Origin of the sequence: Massilia sp. R2A-15 (assembly GCF_030704305.1) — a bacterium.
Lineage (GTDB): Bacteria > Pseudomonadota > Gammaproteobacteria > Burkholderiales > Burkholderiaceae_D > JAFCUW01.
In genome coordinates, this window is sequence record NZ_CP131935.1 from 3,898,355 (window position 1) to 3,921,121 (window position 22,767).

The 22,767-nt window shown below is 65.8% G+C and carries 26 protein-coding genes; 12 read left to right on the plus strand and 14 right to left on the minus strand.

What is annotated here, in order from left to right; genetic code table 11:
* Window positions 1-29 precede the first annotated feature (29 nt).
* The 5 genes from Q4S45_RS17925 to Q4S45_RS17945 all read right to left on the minus strand — a co-directional run bounded on the left by Q4S45_RS17925 (window position 30) and on the right by Q4S45_RS17945 (window position 3,703).
* Complete coding sequence (locus Q4S45_RS17925; protein ID WP_305506600.1) at window positions 30-1,235, minus strand: phosphoglycerate kinase; 1,206 nt, start codon at window positions 1,233-1,235, stop codon at window positions 30-32.
* 160 nt (window positions 1,236-1,395) lie between these two features.
* Complete coding sequence (locus Q4S45_RS17930; RefSeq protein ID WP_305506602.1) at window positions 1,396-1,755, minus strand: VOC family protein; 360 nt, start codon at window positions 1,753-1,755, stop codon at window positions 1,396-1,398.
* Window positions 1,756-2,556, minus strand: a complete 801-nt coding sequence (locus tag Q4S45_RS17935) for a DUF4423 domain-containing protein (protein WP_305506604.1) — start codon at window positions 2,554-2,556, stop codon at window positions 1,756-1,758.
* Between the two features lie 68 nt (window positions 2,557-2,624).
* Window positions 2,625-2,954: an AzlD domain-containing protein gene (locus Q4S45_RS17940; protein WP_305506606.1), complete on the minus strand. Its 330-nt coding sequence runs from the start codon at window positions 2,952-2,954 to the stop codon at window positions 2,625-2,627.
* A complete protein-coding gene (locus Q4S45_RS17945) occupies window positions 2,951-3,703 on the minus strand; it encodes an AzlC family ABC transporter permease (protein ID WP_305506608.1) in 753 nt (250 codons plus the stop codon). The genes Q4S45_RS17940 and Q4S45_RS17945 overlap by 4 nt, the downstream gene beginning before the upstream one ends.
* 200 nt (window positions 3,704-3,903) lie before the next feature.
* Here Q4S45_RS17945 and Q4S45_RS17950 point away from each other — a divergent pair, with 200 nt between their 5' ends.
* From Q4S45_RS17950 to Q4S45_RS17970, 5 genes are all read left to right on the plus strand, one after another.
* Window positions 3,904-4,098: a zinc-finger domain-containing protein gene (locus tag Q4S45_RS17950; RefSeq protein WP_305506611.1), complete on the plus strand. Its 195-nt coding sequence runs from the start codon at window positions 3,904-3,906 to the stop codon at window positions 4,096-4,098.
* A 10-nt stretch (window positions 4,099-4,108) separates the two neighbouring features.
* Entirely contained in the window at window positions 4,109-4,534 is a 426-nt protein-coding gene (locus Q4S45_RS17955) for a nuclear transport factor 2 family protein (RefSeq protein WP_305506613.1), read from the plus strand.
* Window positions 4,535-4,560: 26 nt separating this feature from the next.
* Window positions 4,561-5,508 (plus strand): YheT family hydrolase, encoded by a 948-nt coding sequence (locus Q4S45_RS17960; RefSeq protein WP_305506615.1) that lies wholly within the window; start codon window positions 4,561-4,563, stop codon window positions 5,506-5,508.
* Window positions 5,501-6,088: a DUF2946 family protein gene (locus tag Q4S45_RS17965; RefSeq protein ID WP_305506617.1), complete on the plus strand. Its 588-nt coding sequence runs from the start codon at window positions 5,501-5,503 to the stop codon at window positions 6,086-6,088. The genes Q4S45_RS17960 and Q4S45_RS17965 overlap by 8 nt, the downstream gene beginning before the upstream one ends.
* Window positions 6,089-6,179: 91 nt before the next feature.
* Complete coding sequence (locus Q4S45_RS17970) at window positions 6,180-8,195, plus strand: hypothetical protein (protein WP_305506619.1); 2,016 nt, start codon at window positions 6,180-6,182, stop codon at window positions 8,193-8,195.
* A gap of 156 nt (window positions 8,196-8,351) precedes the next feature.
* Here Q4S45_RS17970 and Q4S45_RS17975 read toward each other — a convergent pair whose 3' ends face one another.
* Window positions 8,352-9,944 carry a M48 family metalloprotease gene (locus Q4S45_RS17975; protein WP_374046052.1) on the minus strand — a complete coding sequence of 531 codons (1,593 nt, stop codon included), beginning with the start codon at window positions 9,942-9,944 and terminating at the stop codon, window positions 8,352-8,354.
* 79 nt (window positions 9,945-10,023) lie between these two features.
* Between Q4S45_RS17975 and moaC the strand changes: the two genes are divergently transcribed.
* From moaC to Q4S45_RS17995, 4 genes are all read left to right on the plus strand, one after another.
* Window positions 10,024-10,530, plus strand: coding sequence for a cyclic pyranopterin monophosphate synthase MoaC (gene moaC, locus Q4S45_RS17980; RefSeq protein ID WP_305506621.1), 507 nt, complete (start codon window positions 10,024-10,026; stop codon window positions 10,528-10,530).
* 104 nt (window positions 10,531-10,634) lie between these two features.
* The gene (locus Q4S45_RS17985; protein ID WP_305506623.1) at window positions 10,635-10,832 is read left to right on the plus strand and encodes a hypothetical protein; all 198 of its coding nucleotides are present in this window, start codon (window positions 10,635-10,637) and stop codon (window positions 10,830-10,832) included.
* The gene (locus tag Q4S45_RS17990) at window positions 10,829-11,308 is read left to right on the plus strand and encodes a PIN domain-containing protein (RefSeq protein ID WP_305506625.1); all 480 of its coding nucleotides are present in this window, start codon (window positions 10,829-10,831) and stop codon (window positions 11,306-11,308) included. Before Q4S45_RS17985 ends, Q4S45_RS17990 begins: the two co-directional genes overlap by 4 nt.
* A gap of 117 nt (window positions 11,309-11,425) precedes the next feature.
* Entirely contained in the window at window positions 11,426-12,133 is a 708-nt protein-coding gene (locus Q4S45_RS17995) for a flagellar brake protein (RefSeq protein ID WP_305506627.1), read from the plus strand.
* 2 nt (window positions 12,134-12,135) lie between these two features.
* Here the strand turns inward: Q4S45_RS17995 and Q4S45_RS18000 are convergent, their stop codons facing one another.
* The 8 genes from Q4S45_RS18000 to recA all read right to left on the minus strand — a co-directional run bounded on the left by Q4S45_RS18000 (window position 12,136) and on the right by recA (window position 20,018).
* The gene (locus tag Q4S45_RS18000; protein ID WP_305506629.1) at window positions 12,136-13,566 is read right to left on the minus strand and encodes an O-antigen ligase; all 1,431 of its coding nucleotides are present in this window, start codon (window positions 13,564-13,566) and stop codon (window positions 12,136-12,138) included.
* Between the two features lie 116 nt (window positions 13,567-13,682).
* Window positions 13,683-14,159: a pilin gene (locus tag Q4S45_RS18005; protein WP_374046115.1), complete on the minus strand. Its 477-nt coding sequence runs from the start codon at window positions 14,157-14,159 to the stop codon at window positions 13,683-13,685.
* A gap of 203 nt (window positions 14,160-14,362) precedes the next feature.
* Window positions 14,363-14,935, minus strand: coding sequence for an FHA domain-containing protein (locus Q4S45_RS18010; RefSeq protein WP_305506633.1), 573 nt, complete (start codon window positions 14,933-14,935; stop codon window positions 14,363-14,365).
* Window positions 14,936-15,038: 103 nt separating this feature from the next.
* Window positions 15,039-15,920, minus strand: a complete 882-nt coding sequence (gene sucD, locus Q4S45_RS18015) for a succinate--CoA ligase subunit alpha (protein ID WP_305506635.1) — start codon at window positions 15,918-15,920, stop codon at window positions 15,039-15,041.
* A 15-nt stretch (window positions 15,921-15,935) separates the two neighbouring features.
* A complete protein-coding gene (gene sucC / locus Q4S45_RS18020) occupies window positions 15,936-17,105 on the minus strand; it encodes an ADP-forming succinate--CoA ligase subunit beta (protein ID WP_305506637.1) in 1,170 nt (389 codons plus the stop codon).
* Window positions 17,106-17,206: 101 nt separating this feature from the next.
* Window positions 17,207-17,773: a DUF2889 domain-containing protein gene (locus Q4S45_RS18025; RefSeq protein ID WP_305506639.1), complete on the minus strand. Its 567-nt coding sequence runs from the start codon at window positions 17,771-17,773 to the stop codon at window positions 17,207-17,209.
* Window positions 17,774-18,475: 702 nt separating this feature from the next.
* The gene (gene recX / locus Q4S45_RS18030; protein WP_305506641.1) at window positions 18,476-18,931 is read right to left on the minus strand and encodes a recombination regulator RecX; all 456 of its coding nucleotides are present in this window, start codon (window positions 18,929-18,931) and stop codon (window positions 18,476-18,478) included.
* Window positions 18,932-18,935: 4 nt separating this feature from the next.
* Complete coding sequence (gene recA / locus Q4S45_RS18035; RefSeq protein WP_305506643.1) at window positions 18,936-20,018, minus strand: recombinase RecA; 1,083 nt, start codon at window positions 20,016-20,018, stop codon at window positions 18,936-18,938.
* A gap of 200 nt (window positions 20,019-20,218) precedes the next feature.
* On the opposite strand from recA, the gene Q4S45_RS18040 reads away from it, so the two are divergent.
* The 3 genes from Q4S45_RS18040 to Q4S45_RS18050 are packed head-to-tail and all read left to right on the plus strand — an operon-like array spanning window position 20,219 to window position 22,756.
* Complete coding sequence (locus tag Q4S45_RS18040) at window positions 20,219-20,911, plus strand: response regulator transcription factor (protein ID WP_305506644.1); 693 nt, start codon at window positions 20,219-20,221, stop codon at window positions 20,909-20,911.
* Window positions 20,908-22,428 carry a sensor histidine kinase gene (locus Q4S45_RS18045; RefSeq protein ID WP_305506646.1) on the plus strand — a complete coding sequence of 507 codons (1,521 nt, stop codon included), beginning with the start codon at window positions 20,908-20,910 and terminating at the stop codon, window positions 22,426-22,428. The genes Q4S45_RS18040 and Q4S45_RS18045 overlap by 4 nt, the downstream gene beginning before the upstream one ends.
* Window positions 22,412-22,756, plus strand: a complete 345-nt coding sequence (locus Q4S45_RS18050; protein ID WP_305506648.1) for a DUF4212 domain-containing protein — start codon at window positions 22,412-22,414, stop codon at window positions 22,754-22,756. Before Q4S45_RS18045 ends, Q4S45_RS18050 begins: the two co-directional genes overlap by 17 nt.
* Window positions 22,757-22,767: the final 11 nt, after the last annotated feature.

Below are 22,767 nucleotides of genomic sequence, written 5' to 3' on the forward strand. Positions count from 1 at the left end.
ATGCGCCTTCAGGTGTAGTGGAGGGTCGGTCAGGCCGAACGGCGTTGCAGCAGGATCTCCACGGCCGGCAGGGTCTTGCCTTCGAGGAATTCCAGGAAGGCGCCGCCGCCGGTCGAGATATACCCGATTCTATCGGTAATGTTGTATTTTGCAATGGCTGCGAGGGTGTCGCCGCCGCCCGCGATCGAGAAGGCCTTCGAGTCGGCGATGGCCAGCGCCAGCGTCTTCGTGCCTTCACCGAACTGGTCGAACTCGAACACGCCGACCGGGCCGTTCCAGACGATGGTGCCGGCCGCCTTGATTTGTTCGGCCAGCATGGCCGCCGTTTGCGGGCCGATGTCGAGGATCATGTCGTCGTCCTGCACGTCGGCGACCAGCTTGATGGTCGCGGCGGCGGTCGGCGAAAACTCCTTCGCGCACACCACGTCGACCGGGATCGGCACCACCGCGCCGCGCGCGGCCATCATGTCGATGATCGCCTTCGCCTCGCCCACCAGTTCGGCCTCGACCAGCGACTTGCCAATGTTCAGGCCGACCGCCTTCATGAAGGTGTTGGCGATGCCGCCGCCGACGACCAGGTGATCGACCTTGTCGGCCAGGGCCTTGAGGATGGACAGCTTGGACGACACTTTCGAGCCGGCCACGATGGCCAGCAGCGGACGCTTTGGTGCGCCCAGCGCCTTGCCCAGCGCATCGAGTTCGGCCGCCAGCAGCGGGCCGGCGCAGGCGATCGGCGCGAATTTGGCGATGCCGTGGGTGGTCGCCTCGGCGCGGTGCGCGGTGCCGAAGGCATCGTTGACGTAGACGTCGCACAGCTTCGCCATCTTCTGCGCTAGCGCGTCGTCGTTCTTCTTTTCACCCTTGTTGACGCGGCAGTTCTCCAGCAGCACGACCTGGCCGGGCGCGACATCGACGCCGTCGACCCAGTCCTGCTTCAGCTGCACCGGCTGGCCCAGCAGCTCGGACAGGCGCGCGGCGACTGGCGCCAGCGAGTCTTCCGGCTTGAACGCGCCTTCCGTCGGGCGGCCCAGGTGCGAGGTCACCATGACGGCGGCGCCGGCGTCGAGCGCGGCGCGGATCGCCGGCACGGAGGCGCGGATGCGGGTGTCTTCGGTGATGTTGCCGGCGTCGTCCTGCGGCACGTTCAGGTCGGCGCGGATGAACACGCGCTTGCCGCGCAGCGCCTGTTGGTCGATCAAGTCTTGCAGCCGGGTGAAATGAAGGGCTTCTTGCATGGCTTCGTCGCAGGTGAAGTAGAAAGAACGCTATTTTACCTGATCGACAAGCGAAAATCCCGCAGGTTGTCGTACCCGCGAAGGCGGGTACCCATACTGAGCGTGCCCGGTGTTCAGGCATATTCAGCATGGGTACCAGCCTGCGCTGGTACGACGAGCATCAGACCTTGGCCGCCTGCATGATCCCGAACGACATGCCGGCCGGGTCCTTCAGGATCGCCATCACGTCGCCGTCCGGCAGCGCCTGCGGCGGCATCAGCACCGTGGCGCCCAGCGCGCCGGCCGACGCGACGTAGGCGGCGCAGTCGTCGACTTCGATGAACAGCTGTACGAAGCTGGGCGTGCCGGCCGGCGCCGGCCAGATGCCGCCGTCGATGCCGCGCTCGCTGGCCGTGTCGATCATCTGATAATTCATCATGTTGTTGCGGCTCGCTTCCCAGCCGAACAGCTTGGTGTAAAAGCCGGCCAGCTGGTCGGATTCGGGGCTGATGATCTGCCAGCGCATGACGGGATTGGACATTTAGTGCCTTTCTTCTTGGGTGGGTGATTCGGTGGCCGACAGCGCGATGCAGTGCGCGTCGACGTGGTAAAGCTGGTCGGCGCCCTGTTCCGAGGCGCAGGCGCGCACGTCGTCCAGAAAACGCGACACCAGCGCCATCAGGCGCGGCACCTGGGCCTCGGCGACGGCAATCGTCACGGCGCCGTGCAGCCGGCGCGAATCGGGCGCGTTACGGGCCGATGCCAGTTGCAGTTCGCTGGAGCGGGCGGCGATGCGCTCCAGCGCCAGCATGGTGAAGTCTTCCTGGCGATGGATCGCGCCGCCGGTCATGTCGCGCCACACGCCGGCCGATTCCATCTTCAGGAAGCCCAGGCGCAGCAGGTGCTGCAGCGCGATGGCGATGTCGTCGGCCGGCACGCCGAGCACGCGCGCCATCCAGCGCACGTCGGGGCGGAATTCGCGCAGGCGGATCAGTTCGAGGATGGCAAAGGCGTGCCACTGGCCGAGCACCTGGGCCGCGTCGTCGGCCAGCGCGCGGATCTCGGGGCGGCTGGCGTCGCCGGCGCCGAGCGCGATGTAATGGTCGATTTCCTGCGCGGACAGCGCGATGCGCGCGCCCAGGCGCCGGATCGCCGACTCGGTCATGCTGCGCTTGCCGCGCAACAGCTGCGACAGGCTGGCGTGGTCGAGGTCGAGGAAACGGGCGAAGGCGCGCAGCGAGTAGCGCGGATTGCGTTCGCAGCGCGCGGCCAGTTCGGCTTGCAGGCGCTCGCGGAACGAAGCGAAGCCGCTTGCGGTGGAATCGATCAGGTGGGTAGGCATGCCGCGATTCTACGCGGCGCTCGCGGCATGCAGGACAACAAAGCGGGGCAAATCGCTGCCCCGGCGTCTCAGGCCAGCGCCAGCCGAAGCCCGGTAAAGACCACCATGCCGAACACGATCGTCTGCAGCATGTTCCGCCGCACCAGGTAGAACAGCACCGCCGCGAGGCCCGCCAGCAGCTTCGGGTTGGTCACGGTCAGCTGCAACTGGCCCGCATTGCCCAGCAACAGGTCGGGCGCGATGATCGCCGCCAGCGCGCACGCCGGCGCATAGCGCAGCACTTCCTGCACGCGTTTCGGGATGGTGATGTGGTGGCCGACCAGCCAGAACGAGCTGCGGGTGGCGGCGGTCGCCACCGTCAGCACGCCGATCACGGCCCAGATTTCCCAGTCGCTCATGGCTTCCCCTTGAATCGTTCCAGCGTTTCCTCGACCGCCATCGCGGTCAGCATGCCAACCAGTACGGCGGCCAGCAGGCCCAGTTTGTACGGCAAGCCATACGCGATCACCGCGACCGCACCGGCCACCAGCACGCCGCACAGCGCGGCCTTGTTGGCCACCAGCGGGATGGTGATGCACAGAATGGCCAGCGTGCCGGCGAAGCCCAGTCCCCACTGCGGCGGGACGACGCTGCCCAGGAAGATGCCGGCGATCGACCCGCCCTGCCAGGCCAGCCAGTTCGGATACATCAGGCCCTTCAGGTAGGACAGCTTGCCGGGCGCCGGCGCTTCATCGGGAAAGCGCTGCAGGAACAGCGCCACCGTCATGTCGCCGGAAATGTAGCCGAGCCCGAAGCGCTGCTTCCACGGCAGGTGCGAAAAATGGGGCGCCAGCAGGGCGGAAAAAATCACGAAGCGCAGGTTCACCGTCAGCGCCGTGGCGAACACCACCCAGATCGGCGCGTGCGCGACGATCAGCGGCAACGACGCCAGTTGCGCGGAACCGGCGAACACCAGCAAGGTCATACCTAATGCCTGAGGAATCGTCAGCCCGGTCTTGATCATCGCAATGCCGACCACCAGGCCCCAGGCTCCGATGCCAAACAGCGTCGGCAAGCCATCGCGCAGCCCTTCGCGCCAGATCCCGGGATCGTGTTCGTCGAACTGCGCAACGGCTTGCGCGGCAGCCTGGGGCGCGGGGGCGCTCATGTGGTTTTCGCGCTACAGCGGCAGCGAACGGTCAGGGGGGAAAGGCGGAAACGGGCGGGCATCGAGGCGACAGAATAAAGGTGGGAGGACATGCGGAACCAGGACCGTCATTTTACCGATCATTTCGGCAAGCCGCTGAATCCGCTAAAATCGTGGTTTTGCTTTGGCCGCAACGGGCCGTCTCACGGAGAACATCGAACATGAACGAGAACAAAACGCCTGCGGTAGAACTCGACGGCAAGGATCTGCCGGCACACTGCCCGAACCCGGCAATGCCGCTGTGGTCGTCCCATCCGCGCGTCTTCCTCGATTTCGGCCACGACGGCCTGGCCAAGTGCCCGTACTGCGGCACTGAATACCGCCTCAAGCCGGGCACGGTCGCGGCGCACCACTGATCGGAACGCCATGAAACGCGCAAGGCAGCAAGGCGGCAGCGCGGCGGAGGTCGAAGCCGCCTTCTACGACGCCCTCAACCGCGCCGACGTCGAGGCGCTGATGGCGCTGTGGGCCGACGACGACGAGATTTTCTGCATCCATCCGGGCGGCCCGCGCCTGCACGGACACGCCGCCATCCAGGCGTCGTGGGAAGCGATCCTCGAACAGGGCGGCCTGCAGATACGGCCGTCGATGCTGCACCAGGCGCACAACCTGATGAGCGCGGTGCACACCGTGATCGAAGGGGTGACGTCGGCCTCGGCCGAACCGGCGCACCTGGTGGCGACCAACGCCTACATGAAGACGCCGCAGGGCTGGCGCATGGTGCTGCACCATGTGTCGGTCGCGCCCGGCCCGGTGCCGAGCGAACCGCATCTTCCCACCAGCCTGCACTGAGCGGCGAACCTTGACGCGGGCATAGCATGAACTACCCTGCCCCAGCCTGGCTGCCCGGCGGCCACCTGCAAACCATCTATCCGGCGCTGGCGATCGCCACGCCGAAGGTGGCCTACCGGCGCGAGCGCTGGGACGCGCAGGACGGCGACTTCGTCGATGTCGATTTCGTCGACGGCAAGCCGGGCAAGCCCTTCGTCGTGCTGTTCCACGGGCTGGAAGGCTCGTCGAACAGCCACTACGCGCGCGCCATGATGGCCGAAGTGGCATCGCGCGGCTGGTCGGGCGCCGTGCCGCATTTCCGCGGCTGCTCGGGCGAGGCCAACCGCGCGCCGCGCTTCTACCATTCCGGCGACGCCGGCGAGATCGACTGGATCCTGCGCCGCCTGCGTGCGCGCACTACCGGCCGGCTGTACGCGGTCGGCGTCTCGCTGGGCGGCAACGCGCTGCTGCGCTGGCTGGGCGAGTCGCAGCACCAGGCCGAACTGGTCGATGCGGCCTGCGCGGTGTCGGCGCCGCTCGACCTGGCGCGCGGCGGCGAGGCGCTGTCGTCCGGCTTCAACCGCGTCTATACGCGTATGTTCCTGCGCACGCTGAAGCCAAAGTGCCTGGCCAAGCTGAAGGATTTTCCCGGCCTGTTCGACCGCGATGCGCTGCTGGCCGCCGACGACCTGTACGCCTTCGACAACGTGGTGACGGCGCCGCTGCACGGCTACCGCGACACCGACGATTACTGGAACCGGGCCAGCGCCAAGCATGTGCTCAACGACATCACCGTGCCGACCCTGGTGCTCAATGCGCGCAACGACCCGTTCCTGCCCGGGATCTACCTGCCGGCCAGCGCGGCGCCCAGCGTCCGGCTCGATTTTCCCGAGCATGGCGGCCACGTCGGCTTCGTCGCGGGCGGCCCGCCCGGGCGGCTGGACTGGCTGCCGCGGCGCCTGATCACTTTTCTCGAAGGAGCCGCGCATGGATGACATCGTCAGGCAGGCCATGGCCAAGTGGCCCAACGTGCCGGACTGCTACGGCTGGCTGGCGCTCGACGCGCGCGGCGCCTGGCGCATGCGCGACGAGCGCGCCCAGCAGCGGGGCGAGCTGGGCGACAAGCTGGCCCACGAGGCGCTGATCGGCTTCATCAACCGCAATTACGGCGCCGACGGGCGCGGCTGCTGGTTTTTCCAGAATGGCCCGCAGCGGGTGTTCGTCAATCTCGAAGCGGCGCCGTTCATCGCCCGCACCGATCCCGCGCAGGGCCTGCTGCTGCACACCGGCGAAGCGCTCGCCCGCCTGGACCGCGCCTTCATGACCGAGGCCGGCGCGCTGATCGTGCAGGGCGACGGCAAGACCGCCCAGCTCGACGACCGCGACGCGGCGCAGCTGTTCGCCGCGCTGCTGCTCGATGGCGAACCGGCCGGCGACGACGCGCTCTTGGCGTGGCTCGATGGTTCGCCAGGCGAAATTGGATTGCCTATTTTGAAACAAGTGGTCCCGGTACAACGCATTCGCGCCGCCGACGTACCGGCGCGCTTCGGCTTTGCGCGCGCGCCCGCCCCCTGAAATTTAAATTTCCTTCCCGCAAATTTGCTTTCCGTGTAAATTGCTTGTCGAGCAATGATATCGACAATTCAATTTTTTACGGAAGACAGCAATGCAGACCACTCGACTCCTGACCGGCACCGCGCTCGCGGCTTTGGCACTGGTGAGCGGTTGCGGCGGCGGCGGCGGATCCACTGCCGCTCCCGCCCCTCCGGTCACGCCCACGCCGCCACCACCGGCCACCAGCGGCCTGGTGCCGGCGGCCGGCACGGCCGGCGCCGTCCTGTACGCCGATGCCGCGCCGCTGCGGGTGCTGCGCGCCGGCGCCGTCTGGACCTATCACGGCGTCGACCAGAAACGCGGTACCGCCTCCACTGCCGCGGACACCGCGTCCTACGCGAACAGCGTCACGCAGTCGAGCGTTGCCGGCGGCCTGCTCGAAAAGGGCAGCAATCCGTTCAACGACGGCCCCGACACCAGCGGTCCGGTGCGCTATGAAAGCGGCGCCTACAAATACACCCAGACGCTGCAGCTGGCAGCAGGAGGCGCGCCCCAGAACTTCGACGTGACCGAACTGCGCTCGCCGGTCCGGGTCAACGACCAGTACACCAGCATCGACAAGCACATCGCCGACAGCGGCGCCGACTTCGACGGCGACAAGGTCAACGACGCCGTCGACCTGGCGCTGTACACCCGCGTCGTGGGCGAGGAAGTGCTCGACCTGCCGTACCGGGCGCAGGTGCGCGCGGTGCGGGTCGACACCACCATGCGCCTGCGCGCCACCAACAGCAAGACCGGCACGCCCGGGCCCTTGTACGAGGCGGTGCAGCAGACCTGGTACGTGGCCGGCATCGGCATCGTCAAGTCGCGCCTCGAGGAACCCGGCGCGGATGCGAGCCAGCCGAACCGCGTCGTGACCGAAGACCTGCAAAACTGGGACGGCGTCAGCGAGGGCTTCGGGCACCTGCCGCTGAACGACGGCACGAAGATCGTCGACGGCTTCCCGACGAGCTACCCGATGCCGCTGGCGGCGACCGATGCGGCCGGCTTCGACGACCACGCGGTCGTCATGACGCCAACCGCCACGCTCGGCGCCATCAACCTGGCGAACCTCGACGCGCACGCGGTACTGGGCGTGCAGACGAAATACCAGCTCGCCGCGCTGTTTCCCGGCGCCGGCGCAGTAGCCGAGCCGCACCTGTTGCGCGTCGGCGCCGAACTGCGCCTGCTGGCGCTGACCGACGGCGCCATCTCGATGGTCGGCCTCGACGCCACCGGGGAGCACGTCACGCTGCCGGCCCGGACGGTCGTGGCGGCGCCGGTCCTCGTGCGCGATCCGGCCGACCGGCAGCGCAGCTACCGCGTCGCGGCCGATTCCAGCGGTCTGTGGCTGAGCTGGTCGCGCCGGGCGGGCACCGCGACCTTCCCCACCGAGGCACTGGCGCTGCGCCGCTTCGACGCCGCCGGCCAGCCGCAGGGCCATTCCAGCGAAACCGTCACCGACGCGCCGAATGCGAACCTGATGAGGCCGATCGAACAGCTCACGGTCACCGATAACCGGGTGCTGGTGTCCTGGTACGCCAGCATCGGCTTCGGCGCCGCGCGCCGCGTCCAGGTCGTCGACATGAGCAGCGGCGCGTTCCTGGCCGACACGACGCTGCCGATCACTGCCGACTGGTGCTCCGGCATCAGCATGGTTTCGTTGCAACAGGGCGCGGCGATGAGCTGCCTGGGATACGTTGACGGTGTGCGCGCAGCCCGGCTCAACGATAACGGCAGCCTGCAACTGGCCGCGGGCGGCGCCCTGCCCAACGCCAAAATCCAGGCGCCGTGGCTTCAGCAGCCCGATGGCAACACGATGGTGGGCGGCGCCGGCGGCGATCTGGTCGTCGCGGCCCATCAGTACGGCCGCTACTGGGCGGCGGACACGGCCGACTCGCACTGGATCACGGTGTTGCGCACGGATTCGTCCGGCGGCGTGCTGTCGCAGGGCGTCCCCAAGCTGCTGGCGCGCGTGCCTGGCGACATGATGTACGCGTCGTACATCCTTCCGATGGGGAACCGCGTGATGGTCATCGGCGCCGACGGCGGCGGCTGGCTGCGCGCGGTGGCGGTGTGGCGCGGCTGATGCCGCGCTGAAGAAGATAAGCTGTCGTACCTGCGCAGGCAGGTACCCATACTGAGCATGTTTCACCTCGACGGCGCGCTCAGTATGGGGGAAACGCATGCGTTCCCCCTGCGCGGGTACGACGGTCCTTAGGCTGAGCGCGCCGAGCTGCTCCCGCTAGCGTTCCTTCTTTTCCTTCTTCTCTTCGCGCTGACGTTCGCTCAGCTCGCGTTCGCGCGCGTCGATCATGGCCAGGTCGTAGAACGAGGCGTCGGGCGCCTTGCGCGCGATGCCCAGCTGGTCGACCGCCGCCGGCACCGCGCCGCTCAGCACGTACGACTCGGCCAGCGCCAGGTGCTGCAAGGTCAGCTTGCCCTGCGCCGCGTAGGTCTTGGCGAGCAGGTCGTACAGTTTCGGCTCCTCGCGGTACAGCCGCACCTGCTCGCGCAAAAAGACGGCGGCCTGCTCGAGCTTGCCGGCGGCGATCATCGCGTCCGCGTACTGGCGCGCGATGCCGCGCGAAAGCGGGAACAGCTGGTGCGCCTGTTCGGCTTCCTTCAGCGTCTGCGCCGCCTGCGTTGCCGGCTGGCCCGGCGCCAGCTTGATTTCCAGCGCCAGCGCGGCGAACATCTGCGGCGCCTCCGACGGCGCCGGCCCGCCCGACAATACCGCGCCGGCGGGGGGCTTCATTGTGGCGCGCGCCTTGTCCAGCCATTCGTCCGCCCTGGCCAGTTCGCCGCGCTTGAGCGCAAGGTAGGCCAGGCCGTACTGCGCCGCCGCCTTTTGCTGGCGGCTTTGCTGCTGCAACTGGGTCTCGAACGCGATCTGCGCATCGCGCCGGCCCTGCGCGGATTCGTCCTGCAGCACGCGGGCGCGCGAGCGCACCAGGAAAAATTCGAGGCCGTCCACGCGCGCGCGCCGCGGCGTTTCGCGGATGCGCGCCTGGATGTCCGAGATGCGTTCGGAGGTCAGTGGATGGCTCATCAGCCAGGGCGGCGTCAGGTCCGAATAGACCTTGGTTGCCGCCTGCATGCGCTGGAAGAACGCAACCATGCCCGACACGTCGTAGCCCGATGCGCCCATGATCTGGAAGCCGACGCGGTCGGCCTCGCGCTCGGCGTCGCGGCTGAAATTGAGCTGGCGCTGGATCGCCAGGCCCTGTCCGCCCATCAGCACGCCCATCGCCGCGTCCGGCCCCGCTTTCGAGGCCAGCGCGGCGAGGATGAGCGAAGCCAGCGGCATCAGCGCGTCCTGCTTCTGCTGGCCGATCGAGCGCGCGATGTGGCGCTGGGTGACGTGGCCGATCTCGTGCGACAGCACCGAGGCCAGTTCCGATTCGTTCTGGGCCGCCAGCAGCAGCGCCGAGTGCACGGCGATGAAGCCGCCGGGCAGCGCGAACGCATTGAGCATCGGATCGCGCACGGCGAAGAAATAGAAATCGGCGCCGGTTTCGCCGCGCGCGCCGGGATAGGTCGCGACCAGGCCGCTGCCGAAGTTGTTCAGGTATTCGAGGATGACATCGTCGTCGAGGAAATCGCGGTCGCGCCGGATCTCGTGCATGATCTCCTCGCCCAGCTTGCGCTCGAGCACCGGCGACAGGTCGCCGCGCGCGCTGTCGCCCAGCAGCGGCAGGCTGGTGTTGTTCGGTTTGCCCAAGGCCTGGGCGGCGGCCGGCGCCACGGGCAGCGCGGCGATCGCGCAAATGCAGGCCGCCGCAAGCAGGCGGCGCGGGCGCAGAAGCTGGAATGGAGGATCGATTTTCGATTTCACGGTGCTATCATACCCGCAACTGCCGCGCCGGCAGCATGCCGCGGCCAACCGAAACAGTTTGTTACCACCTCCCCCTTCGATGAGCAAAGCAACCACCCACGATTCCGGCCTGACCCATTTCGACAGCACCGGCCAGGCCCACATGGTCGACGTCGGGGCCAAGGCCGACACCCAGCGCGTGGCCGTCGCGGCGGGCACCATCCGCATGAAGCCGGAGACGCTGGCGCTGATCGTGTCGGGCACGGCGAAAAAAGGCGACGTGCTGGGCATCGCGCGGATTGCCGCCATCATGGCCGCCAAGCGCACCAGCGACCTGGTCCCGCTGTGCCATCCGCTGGCGCTGACACGGGTGACGGTGGACTTCGAGGTGGACCAGGGCGCCAGCAGCGTCCACTGCCGCGCGCAGGTGGAAACCTTCGGCAAGACCGGCGTGGAAATGGAAGCGCTCACTTCGGTGCAAGTTGGCCTGCTGACGATCTACGACATGTGCAAGGCGGTCGACCGCGGGATGGTGATGACCAATGTGCGGGTGCTGGAGAAGCACGGCGGCAAGTCGGGCGACTGGACGGCGCACCTCGATAGTTAGCTGCTGCGGTTGCTGCATTGCGACTAGCCGCCGGAATTGACATGCGCCGCGACACTGCAGACAAACTTCGTTAAACTTGGAGCACCAGACGAAGGGAGGGCGTGATGACAACCCTGCTGCACGGAACCGAGGAAAAGCGCCAGCTTGATCCAATCACCAAAGAGCCGGTGTATGCCGACTCTGTGGAGGGACGTCGCGCGCGCCGCATGGACGCGTTGAAACTCATTGCAGGCATTTGGAAGGATCGCACAGACATTCCGGCGGACGGCGTCGAGTATCAGCGCCAGCTGAGGGAAGAATGACAGCTCAGGTCATCTTCGACACCAATATCCTCATCGATGCGACAAAAGGCTTCAAGGAGGCGCTGGACGAGTTGGCCCATTGGGACGATCCGACAATCAGCTGCCTCACTTGGGTGGAACTGTATGCCGGAGCCGATGCGGCAGACCGGCCGACACTCGATGCTTTCATGAAGCGATTTGACTTCAAAGTCATTCCGATCAACGAAAGAATCATGGAAATCGCAGCGCAGCTGATGTCGGACCGACGCCGCAATGGGCCGAAGATTGCACTGGCTGACGCGATCATCATTGCGACCGCCGAGGTTGAAGGCCTTGTCGTCATCACGCGCAACACGCGGGACTTCAAAACCAACGTCCGCGTACCTTACCAGTTAGAAACGCAATCCGTCATCACTGTCGTCAACCACAACCCGCCCGGCGAATCGCCACTCCCGCCGAGAAAAGGTAGACCGCCAACCATCACTGTGATCCGGTAAATGACGCCACAGCAATGGATGTGGAATCCTTCATTAGCATCCTAAAGTCGAACGCTGCGCCATCCGGATGCGGCTTAGTGCATACTATTGACCCTATCATAACGATTATTTGGACCAATGGACAACGAGCAGGGTACGCAAAAGCCGCAGGAACTTGAATTCGAGGCCATGAACCTGCAGGTCGGCGGGCGCCTTCAGTTCCTGACGTACCGCAGCATCAAGCCGGTTCAGCACTTTTCAACGCTGATCGGCTACGTCAAGGACGAGTACATGATCGTCAAGATCCCCACCGACAACGGGGTGCCGATCGCCTTGTCCGAGGGCGAAAAGCTGACCATCAGGGTGTTTTCCGGCGTGACCGTCTGTTCGTTCGACTGCACCGTGGCGCGCGTGTTCGGCCGCCCGCTGCTGTATGCGCACATTACCTTCCCCACCTCGATCCACGGCACCAGCCTGCGCGCGGCGATGCGCGTGAAGGTGGACATTCCGGCGCAGGTGACCGGGTCGCGCATGGGTTCGGCGCCGATCAACTGCTTCCTGGTAAACCTGAGCGTGACCGGGGCGCTGATCGAATCGCCGCGCCGCCTGCCGTCGAACGATGAAATGGTGACGCTGCAGTTTTCGCTGACCGCCCCTGGCGACAAGCAGGTTGCCGTATCCACCCGCGCCACCATCAGGAACGTCAATGTGCTGCAGCCTTCGTCCGACCGGCTCGAGGTGTTCACCTACGGGGTGCAGTTCGTCGAACTCGATCCGTCGCACCAGATGCTGGTGCAGAACATGACCTACGAAGCGCTCATCGCCGACCGCCAGAAAATCGTCTAGCGTCAGAAGTATCCCGCCAGCCAGATGCGCGGGTGGCCGTAGCCGTTGTACATCGCCGCCTCCCTGGCCGACAGCGGCTCATTGCGCACACGTTGCGGCAGCTCGGGCGCAACGCCGATGGCGATTCCCGCCGCCGCCAGCAGCATCAGCACCGCACCCGGCAGAAGGTTCGCGCGGCGCCGCTCCCCTCCACTTCCGCTTCCCCGCAACGACAGCGTCCAGCCGGCCGCGCAGCCGATATACAGCGCGATCCACAATTGGCTCACCGGCATGACGAGCAGGCCCGAGACCAGGCCGTCCACCAGGATGGCCGCGCCGATGGCGATCCAGGCCGCCAGCATGTGTTGGTTGCCGGCGTCACCGGCCGCAATGCGCGGCGCGGTGCGCAGCAGCGAGCGCAGCGCGTAGCCGATCGCGGCGCACAGGAACAGCAGTCCCGGTATGCCCCATTCGGCGCCGATCTGCAGGATCCAGTTGTGCGGATGCGCGCCGTTCTGGATGTCGATGGCGTAATGGCCGAAATGCATCGGGCCGGCGCCGAGCACAGGATGCGCGGCAATCAGTTCCAGCGCGCGCGTCCACAGCGGCAATCGCGCCGAGGTCGGGTCGATGGCCGTGCGCTGCGCCACAGCGCCAAGCAGGCCGGCAGGACCGAGCCCGAGCGCCATCGGCAGGAGGGCGAACAGCAGCGCGTAGATCGCCAGTCCGCCGCACGCGGTCACGACCATCGCCTTGCAGTAGCCGTACGCGTGGCGGCGGCGCAGGACCAGGGCCACGACGCAGCCGGCCGCGATCCCGATCATGGTCCCGCGCCCGGTGGTGAGGAACAGCAGCGCCCACCAGAACGCGGTGAGGGCGAAGACCCCGCAACGGGCGATCCGCGATTTCACCAGCACGCACAACAACACCAGCAGCGGCAACGCGACCGTCTGGGCGTGATTGAGGAATCGGTAGTTGCTGAATCCCGGCGCGAAGATCTCCACGCCCGGCTGGATGTGGTTGCTCACGGCGGCGGTGTACAGCAGCGCCACTTTCAGAGCGTAAGCAGCGCAGCCGATGGCGCAGGTTTGCAGCACCAGCGCCAGGCCGGCCGTGCGGTTGCGCGAGATTTCCTGGGCGATGAATAGCGAAGCGAGCAACAGCATCAGCAGCATCGCCATCTCCAGCAGCGCGTGGCGCGCCGAAAATGCAAACAGCGCGGAGACGGCGCCGCAGGCGAAGAATCCCGCGAGCGACCAGCGCAGACCGCGCTGCTCCGGCGCATTCAGCAGGCCAGGCAGGCCGCGCAACAAGGCCCCGGCGGCGAGCACGGCGTACAGGGCGAGCTGCCAGAGCCGCTGCTCGTCATGCCCGTCGGCGAACAATGCGATGACGCCAATCCCGGCGCAGAGCTGCAGCGTTCCGGACAGCGGCAGGAATTGTTGCGTCGTCAAGTAATTCGGCCGCATCCCATCAATGGCATTGTCGCGCTGTTGCATCGTCTCACCCTGTCAGGTCGGAAATGGAAAAAAGCCGCCCGAGGGCGGCTTTGATACTACGGCTTGCGGTATTAGGTACCCGAAGCTGCTGCTGGTGGGTTGTTCTTGATGATGGCGTTGTAGGCGGCCGAGTTGTCGGTGGCGGTCATCGAGCTGGTGTTGGTCCAGGTCACTGCCGAGGTGCCGACGGTCGGGGTCATGATGATCGTCTTGCCGGAGGTGTTCTTGCCGATGTCAGCCAAGGTCAGGGTGACTACGCCAGCGCCGGTGATGGTTGCGCCGGTGACTTCCTTGGTTGGGGTGAACGCTGGCAGGTTAGCCGCGGTGTTTGCGGTGTTGCAGTTGGCAACATCGCCGTTTTCCTGGCCGCACAGGGCTACTGCGGTCTTCAGCGAACCAGCCGACGACAGGGCGTTGGCGATCTTGGCCTTGACGGTGTAGTCGCTGTATGCAGGAATTGCCACTGCCGCCAGGATACCGATAATCGCCACGACGATCATCAATTCGATCAGGGTGAAACCAGCTTGTGCCTTCTTGACCATTTTCATCGATTTCATTTTAAAGCTCCTTCGGGGTGGGTTGTTGTGTGTGTCGTGCTACTGACTTGGTATAAAGCAATAGCCGTGCCAGCCCGAAAACAATGCTTTTGATTATCTTTCCGATATGAAATTAGGGTAGATCCGACGTTTTTTGTCGATCCGACTGACAATTCTTGTCAGTTGCCCGCCGAAAATTGTCGTTTTGGCGCGGATCAGCAATTTTTGGCGGCGAAGCGCATCCGGGTGCCGGTCAGTTCCAGCACGTCGCCATCACGCAGCGCGCGCGGGACGGCGGTGACGGCGTCGGCGTTGACGCGGCCCACCGCGTCGCCCTGGACCTGCGCTATATAGTAGGCGTCCGGATGGCGGCTGATCACCACCACCAGCACGCCGGGACTGCCCAGCGTCGTCAGCGGTTTTTGCAGCGACAGGGTTTTACCGGCACTGGCGCCATTGAGGATCTCGATGCAGCCGAGCGGCGCCGGCGCCGGCGGCGCCTCCTGCGCCAGGAATTGCACCTCGTAGGTGGCGATGGCGGCCCGGTCGCCCGGCGCCAGCACCGCCTGCGCCACGCGCTGGCCGTTGACGAAGGTGCCGTTGCTGCTGCCCAGGTCTTCCAGCACCGCCTGGTCGCCGCGGCGGGTGATGGCGACATGGCGCGCACTGACGGCGCCGTTGGCGATGACGATGTCGTTGTCCGGGTGGCGGCCGATCGTCATGCGGCGCTCGGTCAGCTCGACTTGCCGCACCACCTCTTTGTTGCGCGATATGATCAGTTTGGACATTGCCGGCCTCCGCCTGGACTGTAAACGCACATGGGGAGCGTCGCCGCTCCCCATATATTCTACCTAGTCTGGCGCCGGGCAAGTTATCCCGGCAGCAAAAGCCTTACAGCATGGCCTTCAGCAGACGCGCCATTTCCGATGGATTCTTGGTGGCTTTGATGCCGCACTCTTCCAGGATATCCAGCTTCGCTTGCGCGGTGTCGGCGCCGCCCGAGATCAGCGCGCCGGCGTGGCCCATTCGCTTGCCCGGTGGCGCGGTGACGCCGGCGATGAAGCCAACCACCGGCTTCTTCATGTTTTCCTTGACCCAGTACGCAGCGTTGGCTTCGTCAGGACCGCCGATTTCGCCGATCATGATGACCGCGTCGGTATCCGGATCTTCGTTGAACATCTTCATGATGTCGATGTGCTTCAGACCGTTGATCGGGTCGCCGCCGATGCCCACTGCCGACGACTGGCCCAGGCCCAGTGCGGTCAGCTGGCCGACTGCTTCATAGGTCAGGGTGCCCGAACGCGAGACGACGCCGATGCGGCCCTTCTTGTGGATGTGGCCCGGCATGATGCCGATCTTGATTTCGTCCGGGGTGATCAGGCCTGGGCAGTTAGGACCCAGCAGCAGGGTCTTCGAGCCGGCTTTGGCCATGCGGTCCTTCAGCGCCATCATGTCGCGCACAGGAATGCCTTCGGTGATGCAGATCGCCAGGTCGAGGTCGGCTTCGACGGCTTCCCAGATCGCGGCGGCGGCGCCCGCTGGCGGCACGTAGATCACCGACACGGTCGCGCCGGTGGCGGCTTTCGCTTCCGACACGTTGGCGTAGATAGGAATGCCTTCGAAGTCTTCGCCGGCCTTCTTCGGGTTCACGCCGGCGACGAAAGCGGCTTTGCCGTTCGCGTAGTCGCGGCACATACGGGTGTGGAACTGGCCGGTCTTGCCGGTAATCCCCTGGGTGATGACTTTTGTATCTTTATTGATCAGGATCGACATGTTATTTCCTTCGAATTAGGCTTTACCAGCGGCAGCGGCGACAACGGCTTTCGCTGCGTCTTCCATCGTATCGGCGGCGATGATCGGCAGGCCGGAGTCGGCCAGCATCTTCTTGCCGATGTCTTCGTTGGTGCCCTTCATGCGGACAACCAGCGGCACTTGCAGCTGCACGGCCTTCGATGCGGTGATCACGCCTTCTGCGATCACGTCGCAGCGCATGATGCCGCCGAAAATGTTGACCAGGATGGCTTTCAGGCCCGGGTTCTTCAACATGATCTTGAACGCTTCGGTGACTTTTTCAGCCGTCGCGCCGCCGCCCACGTCGAGGAAGTTGGCAGGCTCGCCGCCGAACAGCTTGATGGTGTCCATGGTCGCCATGGCCAGGCCGGCGCCGTTGACCAGGCAGCCGATGTTGCCGTCGAGCGAAATGTAGGCGAGGTCGAATTTCGATGCTTCGACTTCGGCCGGATCTTCTTCGTCCAGGTCGCGGAAGGCGACGATTTCAGGCTGGCGGAACAGCGCGTTCGAGTCGAAGTTGAACTTCGCGTCGAGGGCGATGACCTTGCCCGAACCGGTGATGACCAGCGGGTTGATTTCGGCCAGCGATGCATCGGTTTCCCAGTAAGCCTTGTACAGGCCCTGCAGCTGAACGCGCGCATCGGCGATCGAGCCGGCCGGCACGCCGATCTTGGCGGAGATGTCGTCCGCTTCGGCGTCGGTCAGGCCGACGGCCGGATCGATCGCGATCGAGTGGATTTTTTCAGGATGCGAGTGAGCGACTTCCTCGATGTCCATGCCGCCTTCCGACGAGGCCATCAGCACGACGCGCTGCGAAACGCGGTCAGTGACCATCGACACGTACAGTTCCTGCTTGATGTCGGCGCCTTCTTCGATCAGCAGGCGACGGACCTTCTGGCCTTCAGGGCCGGTCTGGTGGGTGATCAGCTGCATGCCCATGATCTGGTCGGCATATTCCTTGACCTGCTCGAGCGACTTGGCGACCTTGACGCCGCCGCCTTTACCGCGGCCGCCAGCATGGATCTGCGCCTTGACGACCCAGACCGGTCCGCCCAGCGTTTCAGCCGCTTTGACGGCCTCTTCCACGGTCATGCACGGAATGCCGCGCGGTACCGTCACCCCGAACTTTCGGAGGATTTCCTTGCCTTGATACTCATGGATCTTCATGCTGGCTTCCCTTCTTCAGAAACTGTGTTTGTAGAATTACGGTTGAAATACGATTGGTTCGCGCAACTGGCACGCGCACTGCGACTGCTAACTATTTACTATCAACTATTGACGACTTTCAGTGCCCAACGCGGATAGTAGCGGGCAACGGCGGGACCATCGACGCGCAGCGCATGGCAGCGATCGAGCTGGAATGGACGTTCAGGGGAGTCATCGACCGCATCGCCGTCGCGCGTCTTGATGACGTCATTGGCATAGGCCTGGATGGCGGCGGTCGGCAGCACCAACGCCAGTTCGGTCAGGTGGGTGCAGCCGAGCACGCCAGCGAGGCGGTCCTTCAGGTGCAGCCGGAAATGGTTCATCAGCGACAGGCCGACCAGGCTCTTGTAGGCCGGCGCGATGGTGTCGCAATAACCGGGATACGGCACCTTGTCGGAGGCCGCTTCGGCATCGACGATGACCAGGTCGCGGTTGATCGTGATGCGCAGGTTCAGGTCGTGCACCGGGTCGCCGCCTTCGCGCAGGCCGGAGGCGAGCTGGATGTCGTTGACCTTCACGTCGCTGATGCGCGCGTCGAGATCCCACAGGCCATCCTCGCGCGCAAAGGCGTCAACGTGGATCGCGCGGGTATGCCGTAAAGCGCGGCGAACAGGTGGAGACAAGGGCATAGAGACCAGGGCCGGCGATGCGGCGGTAAATAGTGATGCAGCCGTGTGCTGATGCACGTCGCCGCAGTTTCTACGGAGACAACCGCTCTTGCGGCGCTGCTAAAACCCCAAAAGTTTAGCACAAGACTGCGCTCGGTTGCACTGCAACATAGAATTTTGCCCGATATTGAGCGATTTTATTGCCTCTTGATTAAGGTTATGCGGTGTGCGCGCCGCTGGAGTCGGGAGTCTGGTCCTGCGGACCTGTCCCCGTTGGTGGCGATCCCGAGACGGCCCGCTGCGAAGCGGGGGTGGGCGGCGATGACAAGCCAGGCGGCAGCGGCTTCGAGATGAACAGCGTCATCAGCTTAAAGGTGGGAAGTAGTTGCAGCGCCGGATCGAGCGGCGAATCGCCGGGCTCGCGCGCAAAAAAAAAGCGCGGCGCCTTCCGCCGGTGAGGAGTATGCGCGCTCAACCGAAGTTGCCGCATACGGCGAAAGGCGCCTTGCTGGGAAATCGTTATCCAATCAACGGGTCCAAGCCCGAAAGACCAGCCCCGGCAGAGATGCCGCCGCCGCTTTTTCGCGCGCGGCGACGACGACGATGGGGTCAGGTCCGCGGGACCAGACCCCGGTTTCGCCGACCGCGCGGCCTTGCGAACGGCACCGACAGAACCGAGGTCAGGTCCACGGACCTGACTTCCAACCTCACCCGCTTCGGCGGCTATTCGAACTCGTCGTCGCTGCCCTTGATGGCCTTGCGCACCGCCGACTGCGAGAAGCCGCGCGTGAGCAAAAAGCGCATCTGCTTCGCGCGCCCCGCCGCATCCGTCGCCACTTCGCCAAACTTGCGCTGCCAGACCTCGGCGGCGCGCGCCGCTTCGGTGTCGGCCAGCCCCGCCTTGAGCTCGGCCAGCGCTTCGCCCTTGACGCCATGCTGCTGCAGTTCGGCGACGATGCGATTGTTGCCGTAGCGCGCTCCGCGCCGGTGAATCAGCGACTCGGAAAAGCGTTCCTGCGACAGCCAGTTGTTTTGTTCGAGGAAGTCGAGCAGCGCATTGACGTCGTCGCCCTCTTCCGCATACTTCGCCAGCTTGCGCCCCAGTTCGAGCCGGCTGTGCTCGCGCATCGACAGGAAGCGCAATGCCCGGCCCTTCAGGCTCAGCTGGGGCGCAGCCATGGTATTACTCGGCCACGGCTTTCAGCTTGGCGGCCGGCTTCGCTGCCTCTTCGCCGGCAACCGGCGGCAGCTCGCGCACGCCCAGCGCCGCGCGCACCTTGTTTTCGATCTCGCGCGCCAGCGCCGGACGCTCGACCAGGAACAGGCGGGCGTTGTCCTTGCCCTGGCCGATGCGCTCGCCGTTGTAGCTGTACCACGAGCCGGACTTTTCGACGATCTTGTTGTCGGCGCCCAGGTCGAGGATTTCGCCTTCGCGCGAGGTGCCGGCGCCGTACAGGATGTCGAAGTGCGCTTCCTTGAACGGCGGCGCGATCTTGTTCTTGACGACCTTGACCTTGGTTTCGTTGCCGATCACTTCGTCGCCCGACTTGATCGAGCCGGTGCGGCGGATGTCCAGGCGCACCGATGCGTAGAACTTGAGCGCGTTGCCGCCGGTGGTGGTTTCCGGGCTGCCGAACATGACGCCGATCTTCATGCGGATCTGGTTGATGAAGATGACCAGCGTGTTGGTGCGGTTGATCGAGCCGGTCAGCTTGCGCAGCGCTTGCGACATCAGGCGCGCCTGCAGGCCCGGCAGCGAGTCGCCCATGTCGCCTTCGATTTCGGCGCGCGGCGTGAGCGCGGCCACCGAGTCGATGACGACCAGGTCCACGCTGCCCGAACGCACCAGCGCGTCGCAGATTTCCAGCGCCTGCTCACCGGTGTCGGGCTGGGAGATGAGCAGCTCGGACAGGTTGATGCCCAGCTTTTGCGCGTAGCCCACGTCCAGCGCGTGCTCGGCGTCGATGAAGGCGCAGGTGCCGCCCAGCTTTTGCATTTGCGCGATGGTCTGCAGGGTCAGCGTGGTCTTGCCCGACGATTCAGGGCCGTAGATTTCGACGATGCGGCCGCGTGGCAGGCCGCCCACGCCCAGCGCGATGTCCAGGCCGAGCGAACCGGTGGAGACTGTTTGCACTTCTTCGACCGGCGCGTTGCCGTCCATGCGCATGACCGAGCCCTTGCCGAACTGCTTTTCGATTTGCGCCAGCGCCGCTGCCAGCGCCTTGCCTTTTTCTGCGGCGTTCAATACGTTTTTCTTGTCGTCCATGGTGTTCTTTCAGTCTGGAATAAGGGCTGGTCAAGGGCCAGCGGGCCGGCACAGACGACACTGTACAAAAATACAGTAGTCTTTGCAAGCGGTGTTTTCGCGGCGTGTGAAAAATATCAAAATTGGGCAAACGGCAGCAAAAACTCGCCATGAGGCGCTAAATGCAACACAATGGTCACTTCGATATCACGGGGTCCGCCATGCGTATTTTACTTGCCGAGGATGATAGCGTGCTTGCCGATGGATTGACGCGTTCGCTGCGCCAGTCCGGGTACGCCATCGACTGCGTCAAGAACGGCCCCGACGCCGACACCGCGCTGTCGACCCAGGAATTCGACCTCTTGATCCTCGACCTGGGCCTGCCCAAGATGAGCGGCCTGGAAGTGCTGCGCCGCCTGCGCGCCCGCGCCTCGCTGCTGCCGGTGCTGATCCTGACGGCGGCCGATTCGATCGAGCAGCGCGTCAATGGCCTGGACCTGGGCGCCGACGATTACATGGCCAAGCCGTTCGCGCTGTCCGAGCTCGAGGCGCGGGTGCGCGCGCTGACCCGGCGCGGCGCCGGCGGCGGCGCAACGGTGATCCGCCACGGCCCGCTGTCGTACGACCAGGTCGGGCGCAGCGCCTACATCAACGACCAGATGCTCGACCTGTCGGCGCGCGAACTGGGCCTGCTAGAGATCCTGCTGGCGCGCACCGGCCGGCTGGTCTCCAAAGAGCAGCTGGTGGACCACCTGTGCGAATGGGGCGAGGAAGTGTCGAACAACGCCATCGAAGTGTACGTGCACCGGCTGCGCAAGAAGATCGAGGTGGGCGGCGTGCGCATCGCCACCGTGCGCGGCCTGGGCTACTGCCTCGAACGCAGCGCCGCCGAACCGGGTCCCGAATCGAAGTGAAGGCGCGCGAGAGCAGCCCTGCCCTGCCCGCTGCCGCCGGCATCGAGCTGGCGCAGCCGGCCGGCGCCGAGGCGGACGAGAACATCCAGCATTCGCTGTTCGGCGAGATCCTCGACTGGATGCTGGCGCCGCTGCTGCTGCTGTGGCCAATGAGTATCGCCATCACCTACCTGGTGGCCAAGTCGATCGCAAACCAGCCGTTCGATCATGCGCTGGAGGACAGCGTGACGGTGCTGGCGCAGCAGGTGCGCGAGGTGGACGGCAAGGTGGTCTCGCGCCTGGCCGGCGGCGCGCGCGAGGTGCTGCGCGCCGACGACATCGACAACGTCTACTTCCAGATCGCCGGGCCGCACGCGGAGTTCGTCGACGGCGACCGCGACCTGCCGGCGCCGCCCGAGGACGAGCGCAATCGCGGCGCGACGGTCCTGTTCCGCAACGACGCCATGCACGGCACGCCGGTGCGCATCGCCTATTCCTATGTGAACCTGCGCCCGGCGACGGCGCGCGGCGAGCCGCCGCCGCAGGCGCTGATCCAGGTGGCCGAGACGCTCGACAAGCGCGCGCAGCTGGCCAACGAAATCATCAAGGGCGTGATCCTGCCACAGTTCATCATCCTGCCGATCGTGCTGGGCCTGGTGTGGCTGGCGCTCGCGCGCGGGCTGTCGCCGCTGGCGCAGCTGCAGGAGCGCATCCGCGCGCGCCGTCCGGACGACCTGTCGCCGATCGATTCGCGCCAGGTGCCCGAGGAGATCTCGCCGCTGGTCGGCTCGCTCAACGAGATGCTCGAGCGCCTGTCGCAGACCATCGAGCTGCAGAAGCGCTTCATTGCCGACGCCGCGCACCAGATGAAGACCCCGCTGGCCGGCATGCGCATGCAGTCGGAGCTGGCGCTGCGCCAGGTCGACCCGGACGAGATCCACCGCTCGCTCGAGCAGCTGGCCAAGAGTTCGGAGTCGGCCACGCGGCTGGTCAACCAGCTGCTGGCGCTGGCGCGGGCGGAGAACCAGCCGGCGCGCGGCGAGGCGTTCGAGCAGGTCGACCTGGCGGCCGTTGCGCGCGCGACGGTGCAGGACTGGGTGCAGGCCTCGTTCGCGCACGGCATCGACCTCGGTTTCGAGCCGCCGGACGCGCCGGTCGTCGTCGCGGCCAATGCGCTGATGCTGCGCGAGCTGCTGTCGAACCTGATCGACAATGCGCTGCGCTACACGCCCGACGGCGGCAGCGTCACCGTGCGCGTGCGCAGCGCGGCCGGCGTGGCGATGCTCGAAGTGGAAGACACCGGACCGGGCATCGCGCCGTCCGAGCGCGCGCGCGTGTTCGAGCGCTTCTACCGCATCCTCGGCAGCGGCGCGCCTGGCAGCGGGCTCGGTCTGGCGATCGTGCGCGAGATCGCCCAGCAGCACGGCGCCGAAGTCGAGATTTTCAACAATCCCCACAGCCCCCTGAAGCAGGCGGCCGGAAGCCTGTTCCGCGTGAGCTTCCCGCCGCCCGAACCGCCCCATGACGAAGACGCCTGATCCCATCATTCCCCTGGCCGACGCCGGCGCCGCGGCCCAGCGCCAGCTGGTGCTGCAAGGCGCGCGCGCCACGCACTGGCAGCGCACGCGCCGCCTGACCGGCGCCCTGCTGGCGCTGTGGCTCGCCACCACCTTCTGCAGCGCGTTCTTCGCGCGCGAACTGGCGGGCCTGACCGTGTTCGGCTGGCCGCTGCCGTTCTACCTCGCCGCGCAAGGCGCCGCCCTGATCTACCTGGCGATCCTGGCGGTGTACGCGCTGGCCATGCGCATCTACGACCGCGCCTACCGCAACCGCCTGGGTCCAGCGCAGGCCGGAGACGCCGCTTGAACGCCGCGTCC